This is a genomic window from Janthinobacterium sp. SUN120, assembly GCF_030397735.1.
Lineage (GTDB): Bacteria > Pseudomonadota > Gammaproteobacteria > Burkholderiales > Burkholderiaceae_D > Janthinobacterium > Janthinobacterium kumbetense.
Genome location: NZ_JAPUBW010000001.1, coordinates 1,662,178 through 1,682,489 on the forward strand (window position 1 = coordinate 1,662,178; position 20,312 = coordinate 1,682,489).

Annotated in this window: 16 protein-coding genes; 3 read left to right on the forward strand and 13 right to left on the reverse strand. The window is 64.1% G+C overall.

Features of this window, described 5'->3' with window-relative positions; genetic code table 11:
* Nucleotides 1–51: 51 nt before the first annotated feature.
* On the reverse strand, nt 52–3,099 hold the full coding sequence (locus tag O0879_RS07260; protein ID WP_289915639.1) for a CHASE domain-containing protein: 3,048 nt from the start codon (nt 3,097–3,099) through the stop codon (nt 52–54).
* Nucleotides 3,100–3,242: 143 nt separating this feature from the next.
* The gene (locus O0879_RS07265; RefSeq protein WP_289915642.1) at nt 3,243–4,133 is read right to left on the reverse strand and encodes a LysR family transcriptional regulator; all 891 of its coding nucleotides are present in this window, start codon (nt 4,131–4,133) and stop codon (nt 3,243–3,245) included.
* A gap of 108 nt (nt 4,134–4,241) precedes the next feature.
* Between O0879_RS07265 and O0879_RS07270 the strand changes: the two genes are divergently transcribed.
* The gene (locus tag O0879_RS07270) at nt 4,242–5,234 is read left to right on the forward strand and encodes a cyclase family protein (RefSeq protein ID WP_289915644.1); all 993 of its coding nucleotides are present in this window, start codon (nt 4,242–4,244) and stop codon (nt 5,232–5,234) included.
* 1 nt (nt 5,235) lies between these two features.
* Here O0879_RS07270 and cobA read toward each other — a convergent pair whose 3' ends face one another.
* The 11 genes from cobA to O0879_RS07325 form a co-directional block, all read right to left on the reverse strand.
* Complete coding sequence (gene cobA, locus O0879_RS07275; protein ID WP_289915645.1) at nt 5,236–6,006, reverse strand: uroporphyrinogen-III C-methyltransferase; 771 nt, start codon at nt 6,004–6,006, stop codon at nt 5,236–5,238.
* Between the two features lie 14 nt (nt 6,007–6,020).
* Nucleotides 6,021–7,199, reverse strand: a complete 1,179-nt coding sequence (locus O0879_RS07280; protein WP_289913942.1) for a CmpA/NrtA family ABC transporter substrate-binding protein — start codon at nt 7,197–7,199, stop codon at nt 6,021–6,023.
* A 157-nt stretch (nt 7,200–7,356) separates the two neighbouring features.
* Entirely contained in the window at nt 7,357–7,995 is a 639-nt protein-coding gene (locus tag O0879_RS07285) for an ANTAR domain-containing protein (RefSeq protein WP_099664422.1), read from the reverse strand.
* Nucleotides 7,996–8,071: 76 nt separating this feature from the next.
* On the reverse strand, nt 8,072–9,571 hold the full coding sequence (locus O0879_RS07290) for a CoA-acylating methylmalonate-semialdehyde dehydrogenase (protein ID WP_289915647.1): 1,500 nt from the start codon (nt 9,569–9,571) through the stop codon (nt 8,072–8,074).
* A 14-nt stretch (nt 9,572–9,585) separates the two neighbouring features.
* Entirely contained in the window at nt 9,586–10,380 is a 795-nt protein-coding gene (gene iolB, locus O0879_RS07295) for a 5-deoxy-glucuronate isomerase (protein ID WP_289915650.1), read from the reverse strand.
* Nucleotides 10,377–11,291: a myo-inosose-2 dehydratase gene (iolE, locus tag O0879_RS07300; RefSeq protein ID WP_289915652.1), complete on the reverse strand. Its 915-nt coding sequence runs from the start codon at nt 11,289–11,291 to the stop codon at nt 10,377–10,379. The genes iolB and iolE overlap by 4 nt, the downstream gene beginning before the upstream one ends.
* Nucleotides 11,288–13,129 carry a 3D-(3,5/4)-trihydroxycyclohexane-1,2-dione acylhydrolase (decyclizing) gene (gene iolD / locus O0879_RS07305; RefSeq protein ID WP_289915655.1) on the reverse strand — a complete coding sequence of 614 codons (1,842 nt, stop codon included), beginning with the start codon at nt 13,127–13,129 and terminating at the stop codon, nt 11,288–11,290. The genes iolE and iolD overlap by 4 nt, the downstream gene beginning before the upstream one ends.
* On the reverse strand, nt 13,126–15,072 hold the full coding sequence (iolC, locus tag O0879_RS07310; protein WP_289915657.1) for a 5-dehydro-2-deoxygluconokinase: 1,947 nt from the start codon (nt 15,070–15,072) through the stop codon (nt 13,126–13,128). The genes iolD and iolC overlap by 4 nt, the downstream gene beginning before the upstream one ends.
* A gap of 8 nt (nt 15,073–15,080) precedes the next feature.
* On the reverse strand, nt 15,081–15,866 hold the full coding sequence (locus O0879_RS07315) for an ATP-binding cassette domain-containing protein (protein ID WP_289915659.1): 786 nt from the start codon (nt 15,864–15,866) through the stop codon (nt 15,081–15,083).
* 3 nt (nt 15,867–15,869) lie between these two features.
* Nucleotides 15,870–16,991: an ABC transporter permease gene (locus O0879_RS07320; RefSeq protein WP_289912220.1), complete on the reverse strand. Its 1,122-nt coding sequence runs from the start codon at nt 16,989–16,991 to the stop codon at nt 15,870–15,872.
* A 171-nt stretch (nt 16,992–17,162) separates the two neighbouring features.
* A complete protein-coding gene (locus O0879_RS07325; RefSeq protein ID WP_251351991.1) occupies nt 17,163–18,209 on the reverse strand; it encodes a sugar ABC transporter substrate-binding protein in 1,047 nt (348 codons plus the stop codon).
* A 251-nt stretch (nt 18,210–18,460) separates the two neighbouring features.
* Between O0879_RS07325 and O0879_RS07330 the strand changes: the two genes are divergently transcribed.
* Complete coding sequence (locus O0879_RS07330) at nt 18,461–19,327, forward strand: MurR/RpiR family transcriptional regulator (protein ID WP_034757651.1); 867 nt, start codon at nt 18,461–18,463, stop codon at nt 19,325–19,327.
* Entirely contained in the window at nt 19,320–20,306 is a 987-nt protein-coding gene (gene iolG / locus O0879_RS07335) for an inositol 2-dehydrogenase (RefSeq protein WP_289916160.1), read from the forward strand. The genes O0879_RS07330 and iolG overlap by 8 nt, the downstream gene beginning before the upstream one ends.
* The last annotated feature ends 6 nt before the right edge of the window (nt 20,307–20,312 follow it).

Here is a 20,312-nt window from a genome sequence, read left to right on the forward strand (position 1 = left end):
TCGGGCCGGGTGGCCGGAGACGTCAAACGCGTATTATCGCCGCTGCCTGCGTCAGGGAGCGTCGCTGGCGGCAAATTCCACGGAAATTTGTTCCGCCACCTGCGCCAGGGCCGGCCCCAGGGCCGTCAGCAGGGCGCGCGCCTGCTGCAAGTCGCCGCCAAGGCGCAAGCCTTCGATCGACGCGCACAGGCTGGCAAAGGCATGGGCGCCGACGGCCAGCGCCGACGATTTGCTGCGGTGGCCCAGGTCGGCCAGGCGCCCCAGGTCTTCCAGCGCCATGGCTTGCTCCATTTCGGCGATGCCGTCGCGCGCCGTATCGAGAAACAGCTGGGTGTACTTGCGCATCTTCACGGGGTCATTGCTGAACGTGAGCGCCAGGGTGGCCAGGTCGAGGATGGCCGTATCGCGCAAGTCCGGCGAGGCGGCCGATGGCGGCGCTTTCGGCACCGCCACCAGCCTGTCGCCCGCGCGCACATGGCCGATGCCGCCGATGCCGCCAATCCCGCCACGCAGGCGAAACCATTTCGCCAGCAGGTGGAACAGCAGATTCGGGGCGATCGGCTTGGTCAAAAATTCGTCCATGCCGGCCGCCAGGCAGCGGGCGCGGTCTTCGCTGCCCGCATTGGCCGTCATGGCGATCACCAGCAGGCCGGCAAGCTGCGGGTCGGCGCGGATGCGGCGCGTCGCCTCGAAGCCGTCCATCTCCGGCATCTGCACGTCCATCAACACGCAGTCGTAGCGCCGCTGGGCCAGCAATTCCAGCGCTTCGCGGCCATTGCAGGCGACGCAGACGGTGGCGCCTGCGTCTTCCAGCAATTCGCAGCCCACCTGCTGGCTGAAGACGTTATCTTCCACCAGCAGGATGGATGCGCCGCGGATCACGCCCAGCACTTCCGGTTCCACTTCGGCGATGCGCTCGTCGCTGGCCTGCGCGCTTTTCTCCAGGCGCGCCGTGAACCAGAAGGTGCTGCCCAGGCCAGGCTGGCTGTACACGCCCACCTTGCCACCCATGAGCTCCACCAGCTGCTTGCTGATCACCAGCCCCAGGCCGCTGCCGCCATACTTGCGCGTGGTCGACGGGTCGGCCTGGTGGAAGGAGCGGAACAGCTGCGCCACCTCTTCCTGATTCATGCCGATGCCGCGGTCCTGCACTTCGAAGCGCAGCATGCCGTGGCTGCCCCGCTCCTCGGACTGGCGCACGCGCACGAAGATGCTGCCATTGTCGGAAAACTTGATGGCGTTGCTGGTCAGGTTCAGCAAGACCTGCTCCAGGCGCAGCGGGTCGCCGCGCCAGCGCTGCGGCAGTTCCGGCGCGATATCGAACTGCAGCGCCAGGCCCTTGACGGCGGCCGCGTCGCCCAGCTGGCTGGCGATGTTCGCCAGCAGGGTATCGAGACGGAAGTCCAGCACTTCCAGTTCCAGCTTGCCCGCCTCGATCTTGGAAAAGTCGAGGATATCGTTGATCAGGCCCAGCAAGTGCTGGCCCGAATGGAAGATCTTCTGCAGATAGTCGCGCTGGCGCGCGTCGGCCACGGATTTCAGCGCCAGGTGCGCCATGCCGATGATGCTGTTCATCGGCGTGCGGATTTCATGGCTCATGTTCGACAGGAAGTCGCTCTTGGCCTGGCTGGCCGCGTCGGCCTGTTCCTTCAGGCGGTGCAGTTCCGTCACGTCGGTGGACAGGCCGATCAGGCCCGTGACGGGACCGGGCAAGCCCAGCGGTACCTTCACGCTCCACAGGTGATGCACCTGGCCCTGCGCATCGACGAAGCGCTCCTCGCCGACGAACTTGGCGCCGCTGTCGAACACCTGGCGCTCCGTGCGCTGCACGGACGCCGCCGCATCGCCGAGCATCAATTCGCCATCCTGGCGGCCGATCAGCTGCTCCACCGAACGGCCCAGTATCTTCGCCGTGCGCGCATTCACGTAGCGGTAGCGCAGGTCGGCGTCCTTCATGTAGACGTAGGCGTCGACGCTGTCGAGCACCGTATCGAGCAGGGTGCGCTGCGCCACCGCGTTGCGGCGCGAACGGTACAGGGTAAAGATGTAGCCATAAATGAGCAGGGTGCCGGCCACGCCGACGGCCAGCGCCAGCCACGGGAAATAGCGGTCGAATGGGCTGTACAGCTCCGCCTTGCGCACGCGGAAATGGGCTTTCCACAGGCCGCCCTGGTACGCCACGGGCAGCACCTGGTCGAAATAGTCGGCATCGCTACCCGGTTGCGGCGGCGTCGCCGCCAGGTCGCCGTCATCGTTGAACAGCAGGCGGTCCTGCGGCGTGATGCGCAGGGCGCCATCGGCGGGCGTCGCGTCGGCAGCGCTGTACAGGGTCAGGTGCAGCGGCTCCAGGGCGCTGCGTTCGAGCGCGCTGTGCACCAGCTGCGCCACGCCAAAGCCGATGCCGACGGAACCCTGATAGGCGGCGCGGCGCTCGGCCACGCTGCCTTGCGGCATGCCGTTGCGGTACACGGGCAGGCGCATGCCCAGGCCCACGTGCGCGGGCGGCCCCTTGATCATGATCACCTGGCCAGACGCGCTGACTTCGCCGCTGTCGCGCGCCTGCGCCAGGGCCTGCGCCACCAGCGGGTTGGCGCCGATATCGACGCCCATGCGTTCGGCCAGCAGGGAATCGGGTTCCAGATAGGTGAGCACCGCGTATTCCGGCCGCTCCCCCGCGGGACGGATGGTGAAGGCGGGATAGCCGCGCGGCGCCAGGCTGGTGTCGCGGCGCACTGCCTCGATGAAGGCCGCGCGCTGCGCCGACGGCACGGCCACCGCGTAATTGACCGATTCGATGGCCGGGAACTGGCGCGCGATATCGAGGCCGGCCACGTAATCGTGAAACTGCCGGCGCGTCAGCTGCTCGCTCGTGCGAAACAGGGCTTCGAGGCCGCGCAGCAGGTCGGAATAGCTTTTTACGCGCGTGATCAGGCTATGCTGGGCGCCATGCGTGAGGTTGTCGAAACGCTGTTCGGCATCGTCATCGACCGTGCGCGCCGCGCCCGCATACAGGGCGCCGCCCACCGCCAACGCCAGCAGCAAGCCCCCCGCCCATATCCTGATGCCTGATCCCGCCCCGCGCTTGCTCAAATTGTGCATTGTCGATCGCTTATTCCGGTTTCCTTGAATGTGCGGCGCCCCGGCCGCCCAGCAAGTACGAGGATACTATCAAAGCCCCTGTGCGACGCACCTGTACATGAAAAAAAGCGCGTTCGATGGTTGCCCTGGAAAACACCTGGCGCCTAGGCCCCCCGCAGCGCCCCGGCCAGGAAGTCGCAAAAGGCGCGCACCTTTTCCTGCACGTGGCGTCCGTCGGGCGTCAAGGCATACACGCCGCGCCTGGCCATGCCGTGCGACGGCAGCACGCGCACCAGGGCGCCGCTGGCCAGCAGCGGCGCGGCGACGAACGACGGCAGCGCGCCCACGCCGATGCCCGCCGCCAGCATGTCGGCCAGCAGCAGGCTGCTGTCGGCGGAAAAGCGCACGGGCAGGACGATGCTGCTGCTCCCTTCCGGGCCGTCCAGCTGCCAGACCCCGGGGCTGTCCGCCAGCCGGTAAGCCAGGCAATCGTGGTCGTGCAAGTCCTGCGCCAGCCGGGGCGTGCCGCGCCGCGCCAGATAGGCGGGCGATGCGCAAATCATTTGCTCGACGTCGCCCAGGCGGCGCGCCACCAGGGACGAATCGGCCAGCGCGGCGCGGATGCGCAGCGACACGTCATAGCCCTCGCCCACCACGTCGCGCAGGCGGTCGTCCAGCGTCATCTCGATTCTCACTTCCGGATGGCGCGCCATGAACACCGGCAGCAGCGGCGACAGCACCTTCAGGCCAAACGACAGCGGCGCGTTCACGCGCAAGCGCCCCGCCACCTTGCCGGTGCAGCCGCGCGTGGCCAGTTCCAGCGCGTCGATTTCATCGAGCAGCCGGCAGCATTCCAGATAATAGGCACGTCCGCCGTCCGACAAACTCATGCGCCGCGTCGTGCGTACCAGCAGCACCGTGCCCAGATGTGCTTCCAGCTGGCGCACCTGCTTGCTGATGGCCGCCGCCGACTGGTTCAGGTCCAGCGCCGCCTTGCTGAAGCTGTCGCGCTCGACCACCTTGCGAAACACGCGCATGTGCGCCAGGACATCCATGATTCTTTCCTTGCAGTTGAATATCTTATTATTTTATCGCTGATTATCATTGGAATTGAAAATAATATGATGGCGGCTTCTTCATTCATGTCACGCAAGGAGTACCCCATGTTCAAACCATCCGCCACCCTGGCCACCCTGCTGCTGGCGCTGCTGGCCGGCGCAGTACAAGCCGCCCCGGCCACCGCCCTGCCCGAAGTGGGCATCAGCCCCTGGGGCCCGAAAGACGAGATCGGTCGCCTGAACCTGATGACGGCCGCCTCGCGCGCCGCCATCCTGGCCCGCATCGACGGCGGCAAGAGCTACGACCTGGCCGTCGATTTCTATGTCGGCATGCCCAGCTGGCAGGCGGCAGGCGACCCGCCCTACCAGATGTGGATGACGCACACGCCGAAGGGCAACGTGGTGGCCGACTCGATGCACGTGGGCGAACAGATGAACCGCCACGTCAGTTACACGGGCTCGGCCGTCTCCATGTATGCGCACATGGGCACGCATATCGACGCGCTCAACCACTTCGGCTTGAACGGCAAGATCTGGAACGGTTTTACGGAAGAGCAATACCTGGGCGACCGGGGCTGGACCGTGACGGGCGCGGAAAAACTGCCGCCCATCGTCGCGCGCGGCGTGCTGATCGACGTGGCCGTGGCCAAGGGATTACAGCAGCTGCCCGACAATTACCGCGTGACGCGGCAGGATTTGCGCGCGGCGCTGGCGCAACAGAAGGTGACGCTGGAAAAAGACGACGTGGTGCTGATACGCACGGGCCGCATGCAGCACTATGAGCAGGCGCAAGCCTATATGGCGAACCCGCCCGGCCTGTCGCTGGACGCGGCGAAATTCCTCGTGGAAGATGGCGGCGCCATGGTGGTGGGCGCGGACAACCTCAGTTTCGAGGCGTTTCCCTCCGAAGTGGCCGGCAATTACCTGCCCGTGCACACCTACCTGCTGGCGCAGCAGGGCACGCCCATCCTGGAACTGGTCGACCTGGAAGGCTTGTCGCGCGACAAGGTCTACCAGTTCGCCTTCATCGGCGCCTCCCTGAAATTCCGCGGCGGCGACGCGGCGCCCATCCGCCCCGTGGCCCTGCCGATCCGCTAAATCACACGGCCGCGGCCAGCAAGCCCTGTGCGCCATGGTCGTCCCAGGCATCGGCGCAGCGCACCACTTCGCCCACGACGATGATGCTGGGGCTGCCCAGGCCGCTGGCCAGCAAATCGTCCGGCAAGCGCTGCAAGGTGCTCAGCAGCTGGCGCTGGGCCGGCAAGCTGGCCGATTGCACCACGGCCACGGCCGTGCCGGGCGCCATGCCGCCAGCGAGCAAGCCGGCCTGGATGGCCGCCACCCTGGCCACGCCCATGTAGATGACGAGCGTCAGGCCGCTTTGCGCCAGCGCAAGCCAGTTCGGTTCCGAAGCGCTATCCTTGCCATGGCCCGTGACAAAAATGGCGCCCTGGCTCCAGCCGCGGTGCGTCAGCGGCACGCCGATGCTGGACGGCGCGGCCAGGCCGCTGCTGATACCAGGGATCACCTCGACGGCCACGCCGTGGCTGCGCAGGTAGGCGCGCTCTTCGCCGCCGCGCCCGAACAGATAGGGGTCGCCCCCTTTCAGCCGCACCACGTGCAGGCCGGCGCGCGCTTCGGCCAGCATCAGTCGCTCGATGAAGGCTTGCGGCGTGGAAGCACAGCCGCCCCGCTTGCCCACCTCGACCACGCGCACGCCGGGCGCCGCATGCGCGAGGATGGCCGGATTGACGAGGTCGTCGATCAGCACCACGTCGGCCCGCGCGATGGCCTTCACGGCCTTGATGGTCAGCAAGTCCGGATCGCCGGGACCGGCGCCGACCAGGGTCACGCTTCCAAGTTGCGCCATGATGAACTCTCCAATTAGAAAAAATGGCCGATGGCAAACGATGCCGCGTACGCTTCCGGTGCGCTGCCGTCCCACACGACGCCGTCGCACAGGGTCGAGCTGCGCAGCGGTGACGACGGCAAGGGCGTGGCCGTCATTTCCGCCGCCTGGCGATACAGGTCGATGCGGTTGACTTGCCTAGCCACCGCCAGGTAATCGGGTTCGTCGCGCAGCAAGCCCCAGCGCCGGTGCTGGGTCATGAACCACATGCCGTCCGACAGGTAGGGGAAATTGACGGCGCCGGCGCCATAAAACTTCAAACCGTGCGCCTCGTCCCACGTCTTGCCCAGGCCATCCTGATAATGACCGAGGATGCGCGGCGCCAGCGTTTCCTGCGGCGTATTCAGATAAGCAGGCTCGGCCAGGGTGGCCGCCATGGCCAGCCGGTTGGCATCGCTGGCATCGATCCAGCGCCCCGCCTCGAGCACGGCGGCGATCAGGGCGCGGCAACTGTTCGGATGCTGGTGGGCAAACGCGGCGCTGGTGCCCAGCACCTTGCCCGGATGGTCGGGCCAGATGGCGCCGCTGGTGGTGGCCGTCACGCCCACGCCATCGACGATGGCCTTGTAACCCCATGGTTCGCCCGCGCAAAAACCATCCATCTGCCCCGCGCGCAAGGCGGCCACCATCTGCGACGGCGGCACCGTCATCACGCGCGCGTCGCGCAGCGGATCGATGCCCTGCGCGGCCAGCCAGTATTGCAACAGCATCGCGTGGTTGCCGGTCGGGAAAGTATGCGCAAACGCAAAGGGCCGCGCCGCGCCGCGCATGTGCCGCGCCAATGTGGGGCCATCGTGGGCGCCCTCGCGCGCCAGCGCCGCCGACAGGGTGACGGCCTGGCCGCTGTGATTGAGATTCATCAATACGGCCATGTCGTGCCGCTGCCCGCCAATGCCCATCTGCACGCCATACACGAGACCGTACAACACATGGGCAGCGTCGAGTTCGCCGCTATTCAATTTGTCGCGCACGCCGGCCCACGACATCTCCCGGCTCAGTTCGATCTTGATGCCATATTTTTCATCCAGGCCCAGCTTTGAAGCCATCACCAGCGAGGCGCAATCGGTCAGCGGCAGGTAGCCGATGCGTATCGTCTGTTTTTCCGGCTGCAGTGGGCGCGTCGGGTGGGCATTGGCGCCCGCTTGCTGTGTCATACCATTCCTTGCTGATAAATACTGTTTTGCCGTGCCGACATGGGCAAGGTCATGCCCATCCAGCAGCAAGGACCGTGCCTGTGCATGCCCTGTCCCAGGCAGCTGGAAGCGCACCGGAATGGTGCACTGCACCAGCATGTGTCAGGAAATGGACGATTCATCCCAGCAAGTCCTCCACGTCGAGGATGCGCTGGGCAATGTCCGCCAGCTTGAGTTTCTTGTTCATGGCCATGCTGCGCAAGCGCTGGTAAGCCTGGTCTTCCGTCAAGCCGTGATGCGTCATCAACAGGCCCTTGGCCCGTTCGATCACCTTGCGCTCAAACAACTTGTGCCGCGTGTCGAGCAATTCGGCGCGCAATTTTTCTTCCTGGCGAAAGCGCGCCAACGCCACGTTCAGCACGGGCAAGATGCGCTCGGCATGCAAGCCGGCCACGATATAGGCGGACACGCCGGCCGCCATGGCCGCGTCGATGCTGGCCGTGGCGCCGTCTTCGGTAAACAGCACGATGGGGCGGCGCTCGTCGCGCGTGGCGATGACGATGTGCTCGAGTACGTCGCGCGCATCCGATTCGGCGTCGATGATGATGAGGTCAGGCTGCAGTTGCGCGATGCGCTCGGGGAGGTAGAGGTCGGCTGGAAGGGAGGCGACGATGTCGAAGCCCGATTCCAGCAAGCCGATGCGCAAGGCATTGCCGCGCTGCACTTGGGCAGCCAGGGCCGCATTCTCGTGCACGCCGTGCTCGACAATGGTGTTGACGACAACGATGCGCAAAGGCTGGGTACGGCTGGACGTCATGGGAGCGATCTGCAATGGCTAAACAATTAACCATTGCAGTAAGCAAGAAGCGAACCAGCCGGTTTTACAGCGGATTTTACTTCAAGGTCGGCATGGCAAACTCGGCCCCGGCCGCCGTCGAAGCCGGCCAGCGCTGGGTGACGGCCTTCTGTTTCGTGTAGAAGCGCACGGATTCCGGGCCATGCGCGTGGTGGTCGCCGAACAGGCTGCGCTTCCAGCCGCCGAAGCTGTGGAAGGCCATCGGCACGGGGATCGGCACGTTCACGCCCACCATGCCCACCTGCACGCGGTGCGTGTATTCGCGCGCCGTATTGCCGTCGCGCGTATAGATCGCCGTGCCGTTGCCGTACTCATGCGCGTTGACGAGGTCCAGCGCGGTAGCGAAGTCGGGCACGCGCACGATGCACAGCACGGGACCGAAGATTTCCTCTTTATAGATCGTCATCTCCGGCGTCACATGGTCGAACAGGCTGCCGCCGAGGAAAAAGCCCTGTTCATGGCCGGGCAAGACAAAGCCGCGCCCGTCACTGACCAGCTTGGCGCCTTCCTTGACGCCCGTGGCGATGTAGCCGGCAATCTTCTCCTTGTGCACTTGCGTGACCACCGGGCCCATTTCCGCTGTTAAATCCATGCCTTGGGTGATTTTCAGGGCCGCGATGCGCGGCACCAGCGCCTCGACCAGTTGGTCGGCCACATTGCCCACCGCCACGACGACGGAAATGGCCATGCAGCGCTCGCCAGCCGAACCGAAGGCGGCGCCCATCAGGGCGTCGACCGTCTGCGGAATGTCCGCATCCGGCATGACGACCATGTGGTTTTTCGCGCCGCCCAAGGCTTGCACGCGCTTGCCCTGCGCGCAGCCGGTGGCGTAGATGTACTCGGCAATCGGCGTGGAACCGACGAAACTGACGGCGCGCACGTCCGGGTGGTGCAGCAAGCCATCCACGGCTTCCTTATCTCCCTGCACCACGTTGAAGACGCCATCGGGCAAGCCCGCGTCCGTCAACAGCTGCGCCAACAGCAGGCTGGCCGACGGGTCGCGCTCGGACGGTTTCAAGACGAAGGTATTGCCGCAGGCGATCGCCATCGGGAACATCCACATCGGCACCATCACGGGGAAATTGAACGGCGTGATGCCGACGCACACGCCCAATGCCTGGCGGATCGACCAGGCGTCGATGCCGCCGGCCACTTGCTCCGAATATTCGCCCTTCATCATTTGCGGGATACCGCAGGCAAATTCCACCACTTCGATGCCGCGCGTCACTTCCCCTTTCGCATCCGTGAACACCTTGCCGTGTTCGGCCGTGATCAGGGCCGCCAATTGATCCGCATGTTCTTCCAGCAATTCCTTGAACTTGAACATGACACGGGCGCGGCGCAGCGGCGAGGTTTGCGACCAGGCGGGAAAGGCCGCATGGGCGGCGGCCACGGCCGCGTTCAGCTCGGAAGGCGTCGCCAGCGATACTTTCGCCGTGACGGCACCCGTGGCAGGGTTAAAAACGTCGCTGGTGCGCTCGGAGCGCGACGCCATGGGGTTGCCACCAATAAAGTGGCCGATCATCGGGGTAGTCATTGTCTTGTCCTTGGTTATTTCGTCATCAGCCAGTCATGGGCCGGGTCGTTTTTAAAGTGCCACACGCGTTTCGGGCCGGCCATCACGTTCAGGTAATAGCCATCGTAGCCATACGGCACGGTGACGGGGTGGTAACCCCTGGGCACCATCACCACATCGTGGTTTTCCACGGCCATGGCTTCGTCGATGGAACGGTCGTCCGTGTAGACGCGTTGGTACGCAAAGCCCTGCTCGGGATTGAGGCGGTGGTAGTACGTTTCTTCCAGCGAACTTTCCAGCGGAATATTGTCGCTGTCGTGCTTGTGCGGCGGATAGCTGGACGAATGGCCGGACGGCGTGACCACCTCGACCACCAGCAAGCCATCGGCCTCGGCCGTCTGCGGCAGGATGTCGCACACATAGCGGGTATTGGCCCCCTTGCCGCGCACGGAGCGCGTCATCGACTGCGGGTCGATCAGGCGCGCCGGGCGATAGGTCGTGGCCGGCGCGCTGCACAGCGCCACTTCCGCGTTGCCCACGGCCGTGATGCCGACCGTGGTTTCCAGCGGCACATACACGGCGTAGGGCGAGACATCTTCAAACACGCTCTGGCGATTGCCGATGGCTTCCCAGGTCTGCCCGCCCGCCTGCACCGTCACCGTGCCCGTCAGCACGACGAGGCACAGTTCGCGGCGGCCCGTCTCCAAAGTCAGCTGTTCGCCTGCCGCCAGCCGGTGCGCGGCAAAGCCCACGTGCGTCCAGCCGGCCGACTCTGGCGTCACTTCGACGATGGCGGAACCGGCCCTGGCCTTGACCAGCAGCGGGCTCATGCCGCCTCCCGTTTCAATCGCGGAATCGCGTCGACCAGGCGCGCCAGGTAATCGTGGCCCATCTTGGCGTACTGATAGCTGGGGGCCACGGCCGGATCTTGCTCCGCCTCCACCACCAGCCAGCCCTCGTAGCCATGCAGATACAGGCGCGTGAGGATGGCAGGAAAGTCGATGCTGCCGTCGCCCGGCACGCTGAAGGCGCCATTGATGACGGCCTGCAGGAAACTCCAGTGGCCATTTCTCGCCAGTTTCACCACGTTGGGGCGCACGTCCTTGCAATGCACGTGGCAGATGCGATCGATGTGCTTGTTCAAGACCGCCAGCGCGTCGCCGCCGGCAAAGGTGATGTGGCCCGTGTCGAACAGCAAGCCGACTTGCGGCCCCGTCAAGGCCATCAACTGGTCCACGTCGGCGGGCGTTTCCACGTAGGCGCCCATGTGGTGGTGGTAGGCCAGGCGCACGCCGTGGTCGAGCAAGTGTTTCGCAAACGCCGTCAATTTGTCGGCGTACGCCTGCCATTGCTGCGGCGACTGGAAACGCGGACGTTTATACAACGGGCGGGCTTCGCCCTGGATGGCGTCCGCCACTTCGCCGTACACCATGACGGTGGCGCCGCTGTCGGCCAGCAAGCGCAGATGCGGCCCGACGGCGGCAATCTCCTCTTCCACGGACCGGTGCGCCAGCCGTCCCGAATACCAGCCGGAAACACAGGCGAGATGGTATTTGCCCAGCACGGCGTTCAGGGCGGGGGCATCCTTGGGAAACTTGTTGCCCAGTTCAAAACCCACGTAGCCGATCTCGGCGCCTTCCTTCAGCGCTGTTTCCAGCGGGGTTTCGCCGCCCAGGCTGGGTAAATCGTCGTTCATCCACGAGATCGGGTTGATGCCGATCTTCACATTCCATGTAGTCATTTTTGTTGTCCTTGGCGGTCAAGTTCATAACGGGCGCGCGCCGCTTGCACGCCGGCTTGCGTCGAGACTTCGGGTACGGCCACTTCCCACCAGCAACCGCCCTCCTCGGTCGTGCGCGTGGCGTCCGTATTGATGCAGATCAAGTAGGTGCGGCTGGCGGCGCGGGCGCGCAGCATCGCCTGTTCCAGTTCGGCAATGTTGGCCACGTGTTCGGACAGCGCGCCCAGCGCTTGCGCATGCAGGGCGAAGTCGATGGCGGGTGCGCTGTCGGGCAACATATTGTTGAATGACGCGTTGCCGCACGCCTGCTGCAATCGGTTGATGCAGCCGTAACCCCGGTTGTCGAGCACGACGATGATGAGTTTTTTGTCCAGCATGACGGAGGTGGCGATTTCCGAATTCATCATCAAATAACTGCCGTCGCCCACCATGACGACAACCTCGGCATCCGGTTTCGCCATCTTGACGCCCAGGCCGCCGGCGATTTCATAGCCCATGCACGAATAGCCGTATTCCATGTGGTAGCCGCCGGCTGTCGACGTGCGCCACAGTTTGTGCAGTTCGGCCGGCAAGGTGCCCGCCGCGCAGACGACGATGTCGCGGCTGGTGGAATCAGGAGCGGAACGCTGCACGGCGCCGATGACTTCGCCGTCATACGGCAAGCCGGCCACCTCGCGCTGGCCAGTAATGGCCAGCACGGTATCGCGCCATGCGTTCCCAGCCTGCTGCGCGCGCTCCAGCCAGTGGCCCGCGCTGTTCCAGTTAGGCAAGTACCGCGACAAGCCCTGCAAACCAAGTGTCGCGTCCGCCTGCACGCCCAGGCCACGGCGTTTCAGCGCATCGAAAGCGTTGACGTTCAGGCTGACCAGTTGCGCTTGCGCAAACAGGGAGTTCGAGCCCGTCGTAAAATCCTGCAAGCGCGTGCCCACGGCCAGCACCACGTCCGCCTGCGCCGCCAGGGCATTCGCAGCGGGCGAGCCGGTGACGCCGATGGCGCCCAGCTGCAGCGCATGATCCCAGGGCAGGGAACTTTTGCCGGCCTGGGTTTCCGCCACGGGGATGCCGTGGCGCTCGGCAAACGCCTGCAAGGCGGCACCGGCCTTGCCGTACAGCACGCCGCCACCGGCCACGATCAGCGGCTGTTTCGCGTGTTTCAGCAAGGCGGCCGCTTCTTCCAGTTCCTGCTCGATGGGCGGCACGGCGCGGAAACGCACGGTGCGCGGCTCGAAAAAGTCGGCCGGATAGTCATACGCCATCGTCTGCACGTCTTGCGGCAGAGATAACGTGACGGGACCGCAGGCGGCCGGGTCCGTCAAGGCGGCGATGGCGCGCGGCAAGGCCGTCAGCAATTGCTCCGGATACACGATGCGGTCGAAATAGCGCGATAAAGGTTTAAAGGCATCATTCACCGACACGCTGCCGTCGCTGGCGTCTTCCAGCTGCTGCAGCACGGGGTCCGGCGCGCGCGAGACGAACACGTCGCCGGGCAACAGCAATACCGGCAAGCGATTCACGTGCGCCAGCGCGGCGGCCGTCAGCAAATTGGTGGCGCCGGGGCCGATGGAACTGGTGACGGCCAGCATGCGCCGGCGCATGTGGGCTTTCGCGTAGGCAATGGCCGAATGCGCCATCGCCTGCTCGTTGTGGGCGCGGTAGGTGGGGAAGCTGTCGCGGTATTGGTACAGCGCCTCGCCCAGGCCCGCCACGTTGCCGTGGCCAAAGATGGCGAAGGCGCCGCCGAACAGGGGGGGCAAGGAACCATCGCCCTCTTCCGTGCGCAAGGCGGCCAGATAGCGGACTAAAGCCTGCGCCATGGTCAATCTGATCGTGGCGCTCATGCTGCACGCTCGAGGCGGTTGCGCGTACGCTGCCACAGGGCAATGAGCTGCTCGAAGTTGGCGCGCACGGCGGCGATCAGGCCCGCATCGTCGAGTTCGCCCGCCAGCCAGCGGCGGCTCGGTTCCTGGAAGATGGTGCGGCCCACCATGAAGCCGCGGCACGTCGTGCTGGCACTGGCTTGTTCAAAACTGGCGGCCAGGGCGGCGATCGGCGCGTTCAAGCCCAGCAGGACGACGCCACGGCAATACGGATCGCGCTCGTGCACGAGGGCATCGATGGCTTGCCATTGCTGGGCTGACATGCTTTCCAGCTTCCACCATTCCGGGTAAATGCCCAGGTTGTACAAGCGCTTGACGGCGCGCAAGACCGTGTCGTCGCCGTGCGGCAAGGATTCCGACGGTATGACTTCCAACAACAGTTCGTGACCGCTCACTTGCGCCGCGTCATACAGGGCCTTGATCTGCGCTTCCTGTTCCAATCGGTTTTCCACGGTATCGTCCGGATGCAACTGCACCAGGCACTTGATCACGTGTTCCTTCGGCCAGCTGAGCAGGTGCGAACCGATGGAGCGGCCCCAGTCAAATTGCAGCGGATTGGAACCGGGCAATTCCACGGGACGGCCTATCCACCAGCCGCGCCCCGTCGCGTCGTTGAGCGCGTCGACGCCATAGCGTCCATCGATCAGCACGCCCGTCTTGCCAGCCAGTTGCAAGGCCGTTTCCGTCTGCGCCACGGCTTGCACCATCAGTTGCTTCAGGGCGCAAATAGCCGATTCGGGCGCGCCCGTCTGTTGCGCCAGCTCAAAAAATTGCGTGCGATGATCAAACGCAAACACGCACAGCTCGTCCCATTGCGGGCGCGCCACCGTCATGCGATGCAGGCGGGACAAGGTGGCATCCTGGTCAGGACGGGCCAGTTTGGCCGCATTGGCGAGGAAATAGTCGAGTTCCACGGGCGACGGCATGGCCGGTGCGCAGCCGTGGCGCGACACGACGAGGGCGCCGCAGCCATTCGCGTAACGGCAGCACGCCTCGTAATCCTCGCCGCGCAGCCAGCCTTTCAAAAAGCCCGAGAGAAACGCGTCCCCGGCACCCAGCACGTTGAGCACTTCGACGCGCACGCCCTGATAGTTGAAAGCCGCATCGAGACTGGCTGGAATGGCCGCGTCGATGACGGCGCAGCCCAGCGGGCCCCGCTTGACGACCAGGGTGGCCAGGGTAACGGCCCGCACGGCGCGCAGAGACGCCATGATGTCGGCGCCGCCGCCGGCGATCATGAATTCCTCTTCCGTGCCGACGATCAAATCAAATTGCGGCAGGATCGCCTGCAGGTGGCGCGTCACGCCGTCGTTCGAAACGAAGCGCGTTTCGCCGTCCGCCTTGCCGGAGAGTCCCCACAGCACGGGACGGTAATCGATGTCGAGCACGGTGCGCACGTTATTGGCACGCGCCAATTTCAGGACCTGCGTGCTGACGGCGTGCATCGTAGCCGTCGAAAAATGCGTGCCGGTGATCAACAGCGCCTTGCTGGAAGCGAGAAAGGCGGCGTCGACGGCGGATGGCTCGATGGCCATGTCGGCGCAGTTTTCACGGTAGAAAATCAGGGGAAACGTGTTTTTATCCTTGATGCCCAGCATGACGAGGGCCGTCAGGCGGTCGTGGTCGATGCCGACATGGCTGACATCGCAACCCTCTTTCGCCAAGGTGTCCGTCAAAAAACGCCCCATGTGGTCGTCGCCCACTTTCGACAGCATGGCGGACTTCAAGCCCAGGCGGGCCGTGCCGAAGGCGATATTCGCCGACGAGCCGCCCAGGTACTTGGCGAAACTGGTCGCGTCTTCCAGGGTGCTGCCGATCTGCTGCGCGTACAGATCCACCGCCAGGCGGCCCAGGCAGATGACGTCCAGCGCGCGGCCCTGGGCAAATTGTGTCGGGTTATTCATGGTTATCCTTAAATCGTGACACCGTCGAGTTCACTCATCAGCGTTTGCATTTCCGCACCGCCCGCCATCATGTCGAGTACTTCATCCTTGGAAACAGTTTCCTTGGTGTAAGTGCCCAGCGATTTGCCCCGGTTCAAGAGGGTGAACGAGTCGCCCACGGGGTAGGCATGGTGCACATTGTGGGTAATAAAGATCACGGACAGGCCCCGTTCGCGCGCCTTGTAGATCAGTTTCAGCACATTGAACGACTGTTTCACGCCCAAGGCCGCCGTCGGCTCATCGAGGATCAGCACGCGCGCGCCGAAGTGGATGGCGCGGGCAATCGCCAGGCATTGCCGCTCGCCGCCCGACATGGTGCCCACGGCCTGGTGCGGGTCGCGCACCATGATGCCCATTTCGGCCAGCTTGTCGCGCGCCGTGGTGGCTGCGTATTCCATATCCATCACGGGCAGCACGCCAAACATTTTACGGATCGGTTCGCGGCCCATGAAGAAATTGCGCGCCACGGACAGCAATGGCACCAGCGCCAGGTCCTGATAGACGGTGGCCACGCCCAGGTCGAGCGCTTCCTTCGGCGAATTGAAGCTGACGGGCTTGCCGTCAACCAGATACTGACCGTCGGTCGGCCTGTGCACGCCGGCCAAGGTCTTGATCAGGGTCGACTTGCCGGCGCCATTGTCACCGAGCAGGCAATGCACTTCGCCCGGTTTCAGGCGCAGGGTGACGTTTTGCAGGGCGATGACGGAGCCGAAACGTTTGCTGATGTTTTCCAGCGCAAGGATGTATTCGCTCATGGCTTATCTCGCTTCCGTGACACGGGCACGGACAAAGTTGTTGAACAGTACCGCGATCAGCAGCATGACGCCGAGGAAGACGCGGAACCAGTCCGAATTGATATTGGTATAAGTAATGCCGATCTGCACCACGCCGAAGATCAGCGCGCCGAAGCAGGCGCCGACGACGGAACCGTAGCCGCCCGTCAGCAAGGCGCCGCCGATGACGGCCGCGATGATGGCTTCGAATTCCTTTTGCATGCCGCGGTCGGCGGCGGCCGAACCCACGTCAAATACTTGCAGCGTGGCAAACAGGCAAGCGCAGAACGCCGTGAAGACAAACAGCGATACCTTGATGGTCTTCACGGGCACGCCCACGTTCTTGGCCGCGTTGGCGTCGCCGCCGACGGCGAAGATCCAGTTGCCGATGCGGGTGCGAGCCAGGACGAAGCCGGACACCAGCGCCAGGCCGGCCCACCAGACGATGACCTTGGGAATGCCCTTGACCAGCGGCGCGCCATTGTCGAGCGCCGTGATCCAGCCCGCCTTGGCCATCCAGGCGAACAGCGACGTGCCCACTTCGCCATGGAACAGGGTCATGGCCAGCCAGTCGTCGGCGGCCAGCGCGCCGATGCCGCTGACGATGGTGCGGTTGGCAAACATGATGGACAGGGCCAGGGTCAGGCCGCGCAGGATGAACAGGAAGGCCAGGGTGACGATAAACGAAGGCAAGCGCGTCTTGATGACCAGGTAGCCGTTGAGCCAGCCCAGCGCCATCGAACCGGCAAAGGCGAACAGGATGGCGGCCCACACGGGCCAGTGGAAGTAGACGGAAGGGATGGCGATCATCATGCCAGCAAAGCCGATCATGGAGCCGATCGACAGGTCGAATTCGCCGGCGATCATCAATACGCAGGCGCCGATGGCGATGATGCCCAGGTAGGCGGCCACTTGCGCCCAATTGATCACGCCGTCGAGGTTGAACATGCCGGAGTCGCCGGCCGTCAGGATAAAGAAGGCGAACACCAGGATGGCGCCCGAGATCGAGGCGAATTCCGGGCGGCTGAACAGCCGCTTGAGCCAGCTGACCTGCCCCACGCGCTCATCAACGCCCTGCTTTTGCGGCGGCGTGCCCGAGGCGGCCATGCCACCCTGCTCCACGCTTAATTTCACGGTACTCATGCTATGTCTCCCTTGTTTTATAGCAACCTACCAGCCTCGACAGCAATTCCAGGGCGGCAGGACCCGCGCGCCGGCAAGCATGGCCTGCGCGCGGGGACAACGACTAAGGTCTTGATTGAACTGAAAAGCGGGTGCTTAACGGAACTGGCCGGCGTATTTCTCTACCTTGCCGATATTGTCCTTGGTGACATAACCAGGACCGGAACCGATATGGCGCGGGCCATACGATGGTGCCAGGCCGTACTCGGCCAGGCGCGCCTTGAATTTGGCGTTATTGATCAGCTTTTCGCGTACCTTGGCCAGGTCCGTGGTCTTGTCCTGCTTCATGATGGCCAGCACGGCAACGGGAATATAGCCTTGCAGGTAAGGTTGCTGGTCGATGGCGAACTGGATGCTGCCATCCTTGATGCCCTTCGAGATTTCATCGGACAGGTCAAACGTGGCGAACCACATCTTGCCCTTCAAACCCATTTTTTCCAGGGCCTTCAGCGAAGCGTGGGCCGAGGTGGGGCCCAGCGCCAGCACGGCCTGGGTTTTCGGGTTATTGCGCAGGTAGGCGCTCAACTTGCTTTCGATGGTGGTCGGATCTTCGCCCGCATCCAGGGTGGCGGCCTTGAAATCGACGCCGATGGCTTCGGCAAAGCCGCGGCAGCGCTCGAATGACGACGGATTCGTCGCGTAGTGGTTGACGCAAACGAAGGACTTGATGCCGGCCGCCTTGGCTTTTTCGCCGGCGCCCTTGCCTGCCTCGTATTCAGGCTGGCCCACGTGCATCACGGCGCCCAGCTGCTCGCTTTGCGTCAGGGTGCCCGAATTGATCGTGACAAACGGAATCTTCTTGGCAGCAACAAGGCCCAGCGGTTTTTGCAGCACGCTGAAGTCGGCGATGCTGACGATCACGCCGTCGTAGTTGCGGGCAGCCGATTGCTCGACCAGGCGCGCCATGTCGGCCAGGTCGCCGTTCGGTGGATTGCGGTAGTCGACGGTGACATTGAAGTCTTCGCCTGCTTGCTTGACGGAATTTTTGATCGTATTCCACCAGGAATCTGAATCGGGCGCATGGCTGATCAGCACGAATTTCTCGCCTGCCGCGTGGCTGGCGCTCATGCCCAGACCCAGTCCCAGACCAAGGCCCAGCACGGCCAGGTGCTTCAGAAATCCCTTACGCTTATTGCTTTGCATGAATGTCTCCTTGAAGGATTAATTTTTATAGTTGCCAGCTTTTGTCGCGTGTCAGCGGGGAGCCGGAAAACCGGCAAGACCCGATGCACTGCGCACAGCTTAGGCCACAAAAAAGACAAATGCAATAAAATTTTCAAAATAAATATAAATAGAAAATCATTTCTATTTTCTGGATTCACTCCTATAATTCTCGCCAGAACCAGCCGCCGCAATCATGTTGCGCGGCCCAGCAAGCAACCGAGGAAAACACCATGGCAGCCACCGCCCCCATCGAACAGCTGATGCAGCACATTGCCGCCGAGTACGACAATCTGTCGCGCCAGCTGAAAGTCATCGCGCAATACATTGAAAAGCACCGTGCCAGCCTGATGCTCGAACGCATCAGCGACATCGCGGCCGCCTGCGACGTGCAGCCGTCCGCCATCGTGCGCTTCGCGCAGCGCTTCGGCTATACGGGCTTTTCGGAAATGCAGGACGTGTTCCGCCAGGCGTACACGGACCAGGCCGGCGCCACGCCCGACTACCAGCAGCGCATCCGCAAGCTCATTTCCACGCGCGACGCCGCCCTCAGCGCAGGCGACCTGACGCGCGAATTCGTCGGCGCCAGCCGCGCCGGCCTCGACGACCTGGCGGCCGGCCTCGACGATGCGCAGCTGGAAGCGGCCGTCAACCTGCTGTTGAAAGCGGAAAACATCTATGTGATCGGCGTGCGCCGGTCCTTTCCGATCGCCTCCTACATCGCCTACGCGCTGGAACACACGGACAAGCGCGTGCACCTGATTAGCGGACTGGGCGGCATGCACCGCGAACAGATGCGCAGCGTGCGCGAACGCGATGTGGCGATCGCCATCAGTTTCTCGCCTTACGGCAAGGAAACCCAGCAGTGCATCAAGGCGGCGCAAGACAAGGGCGCCAAGGTCCTGGTGATTACCGACAGCAAGCTGGCCCCGCTCGCGCGGGCCGCCGACGCGCTGCTCACCGTCACCGAGGGCAGCGCCTTCGCCTTCCGTTCACTGACCAGCACCATCTGCCTGTGCCAGGCGCTGTTCATCGCGCTGGCATACAAATTAGAGCTCGACATCGAAGAAATCCACACCCCAGGAGAACATGATGATTGAAGTAGCGTTGTTCGGCGCCGGACGCATCGGCAAAATCCACGCGGCCAACCTGGCTGCCCAACCCGGCGTGCAGTTCAAGTACGTGGTCGACGTCAACCAGGAAGCGGCGGCCGCCCTTGCCGGCTTGCACGGCGGCAGCAGCGCAACTGTCGAAGCGGCGCTGGCCGACCCGGCCATCAAGGCCGTCGTCATCGCTTCCAGCACGGATACGCACGCGGACCTGATCCTGCGCTCGGCCGCCGCCGGCAAGGCCATCTTTTGCGAAAAACCCGTCGACCTGACCATCGACCGCGCGCGCGCCTGCGCCGCCGCCGTCAAGGAAGCCAAGGTACTGTGCATGCTGGGCTTCCAGCGCCGCTACGACCCGACTTTCAATGCCGTCAAGACACGCATCGAAGCGGGCGAGATCGGCACGCCGGAATTGCTGGTGGTCACCAGCCGCGATCCCGGCCCGCCGCCCGTTAGCTACATCAAGGTCTCGGGCGGCATCTTCAAGGATATGCTGATCCACGATTTCGACATTTTCCGCTGGATACTCGACGATGAAGCCGTCAGCGTGCACGCCACGGGCAGCTGCCTCGTCGACCCCGCCATCGGCGAGGCTAGCGACCTGGACACGGCCGTCGTCACCATCCGCACGGCGAAAGGACGTTTGTGCCAGATCAATGCCTCTCGCCGCGCCGCCTACGGCTACGACCAGCGCTTCGAAGTGCTGGGCAGCGCCGGCATGCTGCAGGCAGGCAACCACAAGCCGACGGAAGTGACGGCCTATGGTTCGGTGAACGTCAGCGTGGACAAGCCGGAAGATTTTTTCCTGGAACGTTATCGCGTGGCCTACGCGCAGGAAATGGCGCACTTCTTTGACGCCCTCACCCACGGCACGCCACTGCGCACCACCGTCCACGATGGCTTGAAGGCACTGGAACTGGCCGAGGCGGCCACCTTGTCGTGGCGCGAACAGCGCGTGGTCACTTTATAAACCCAT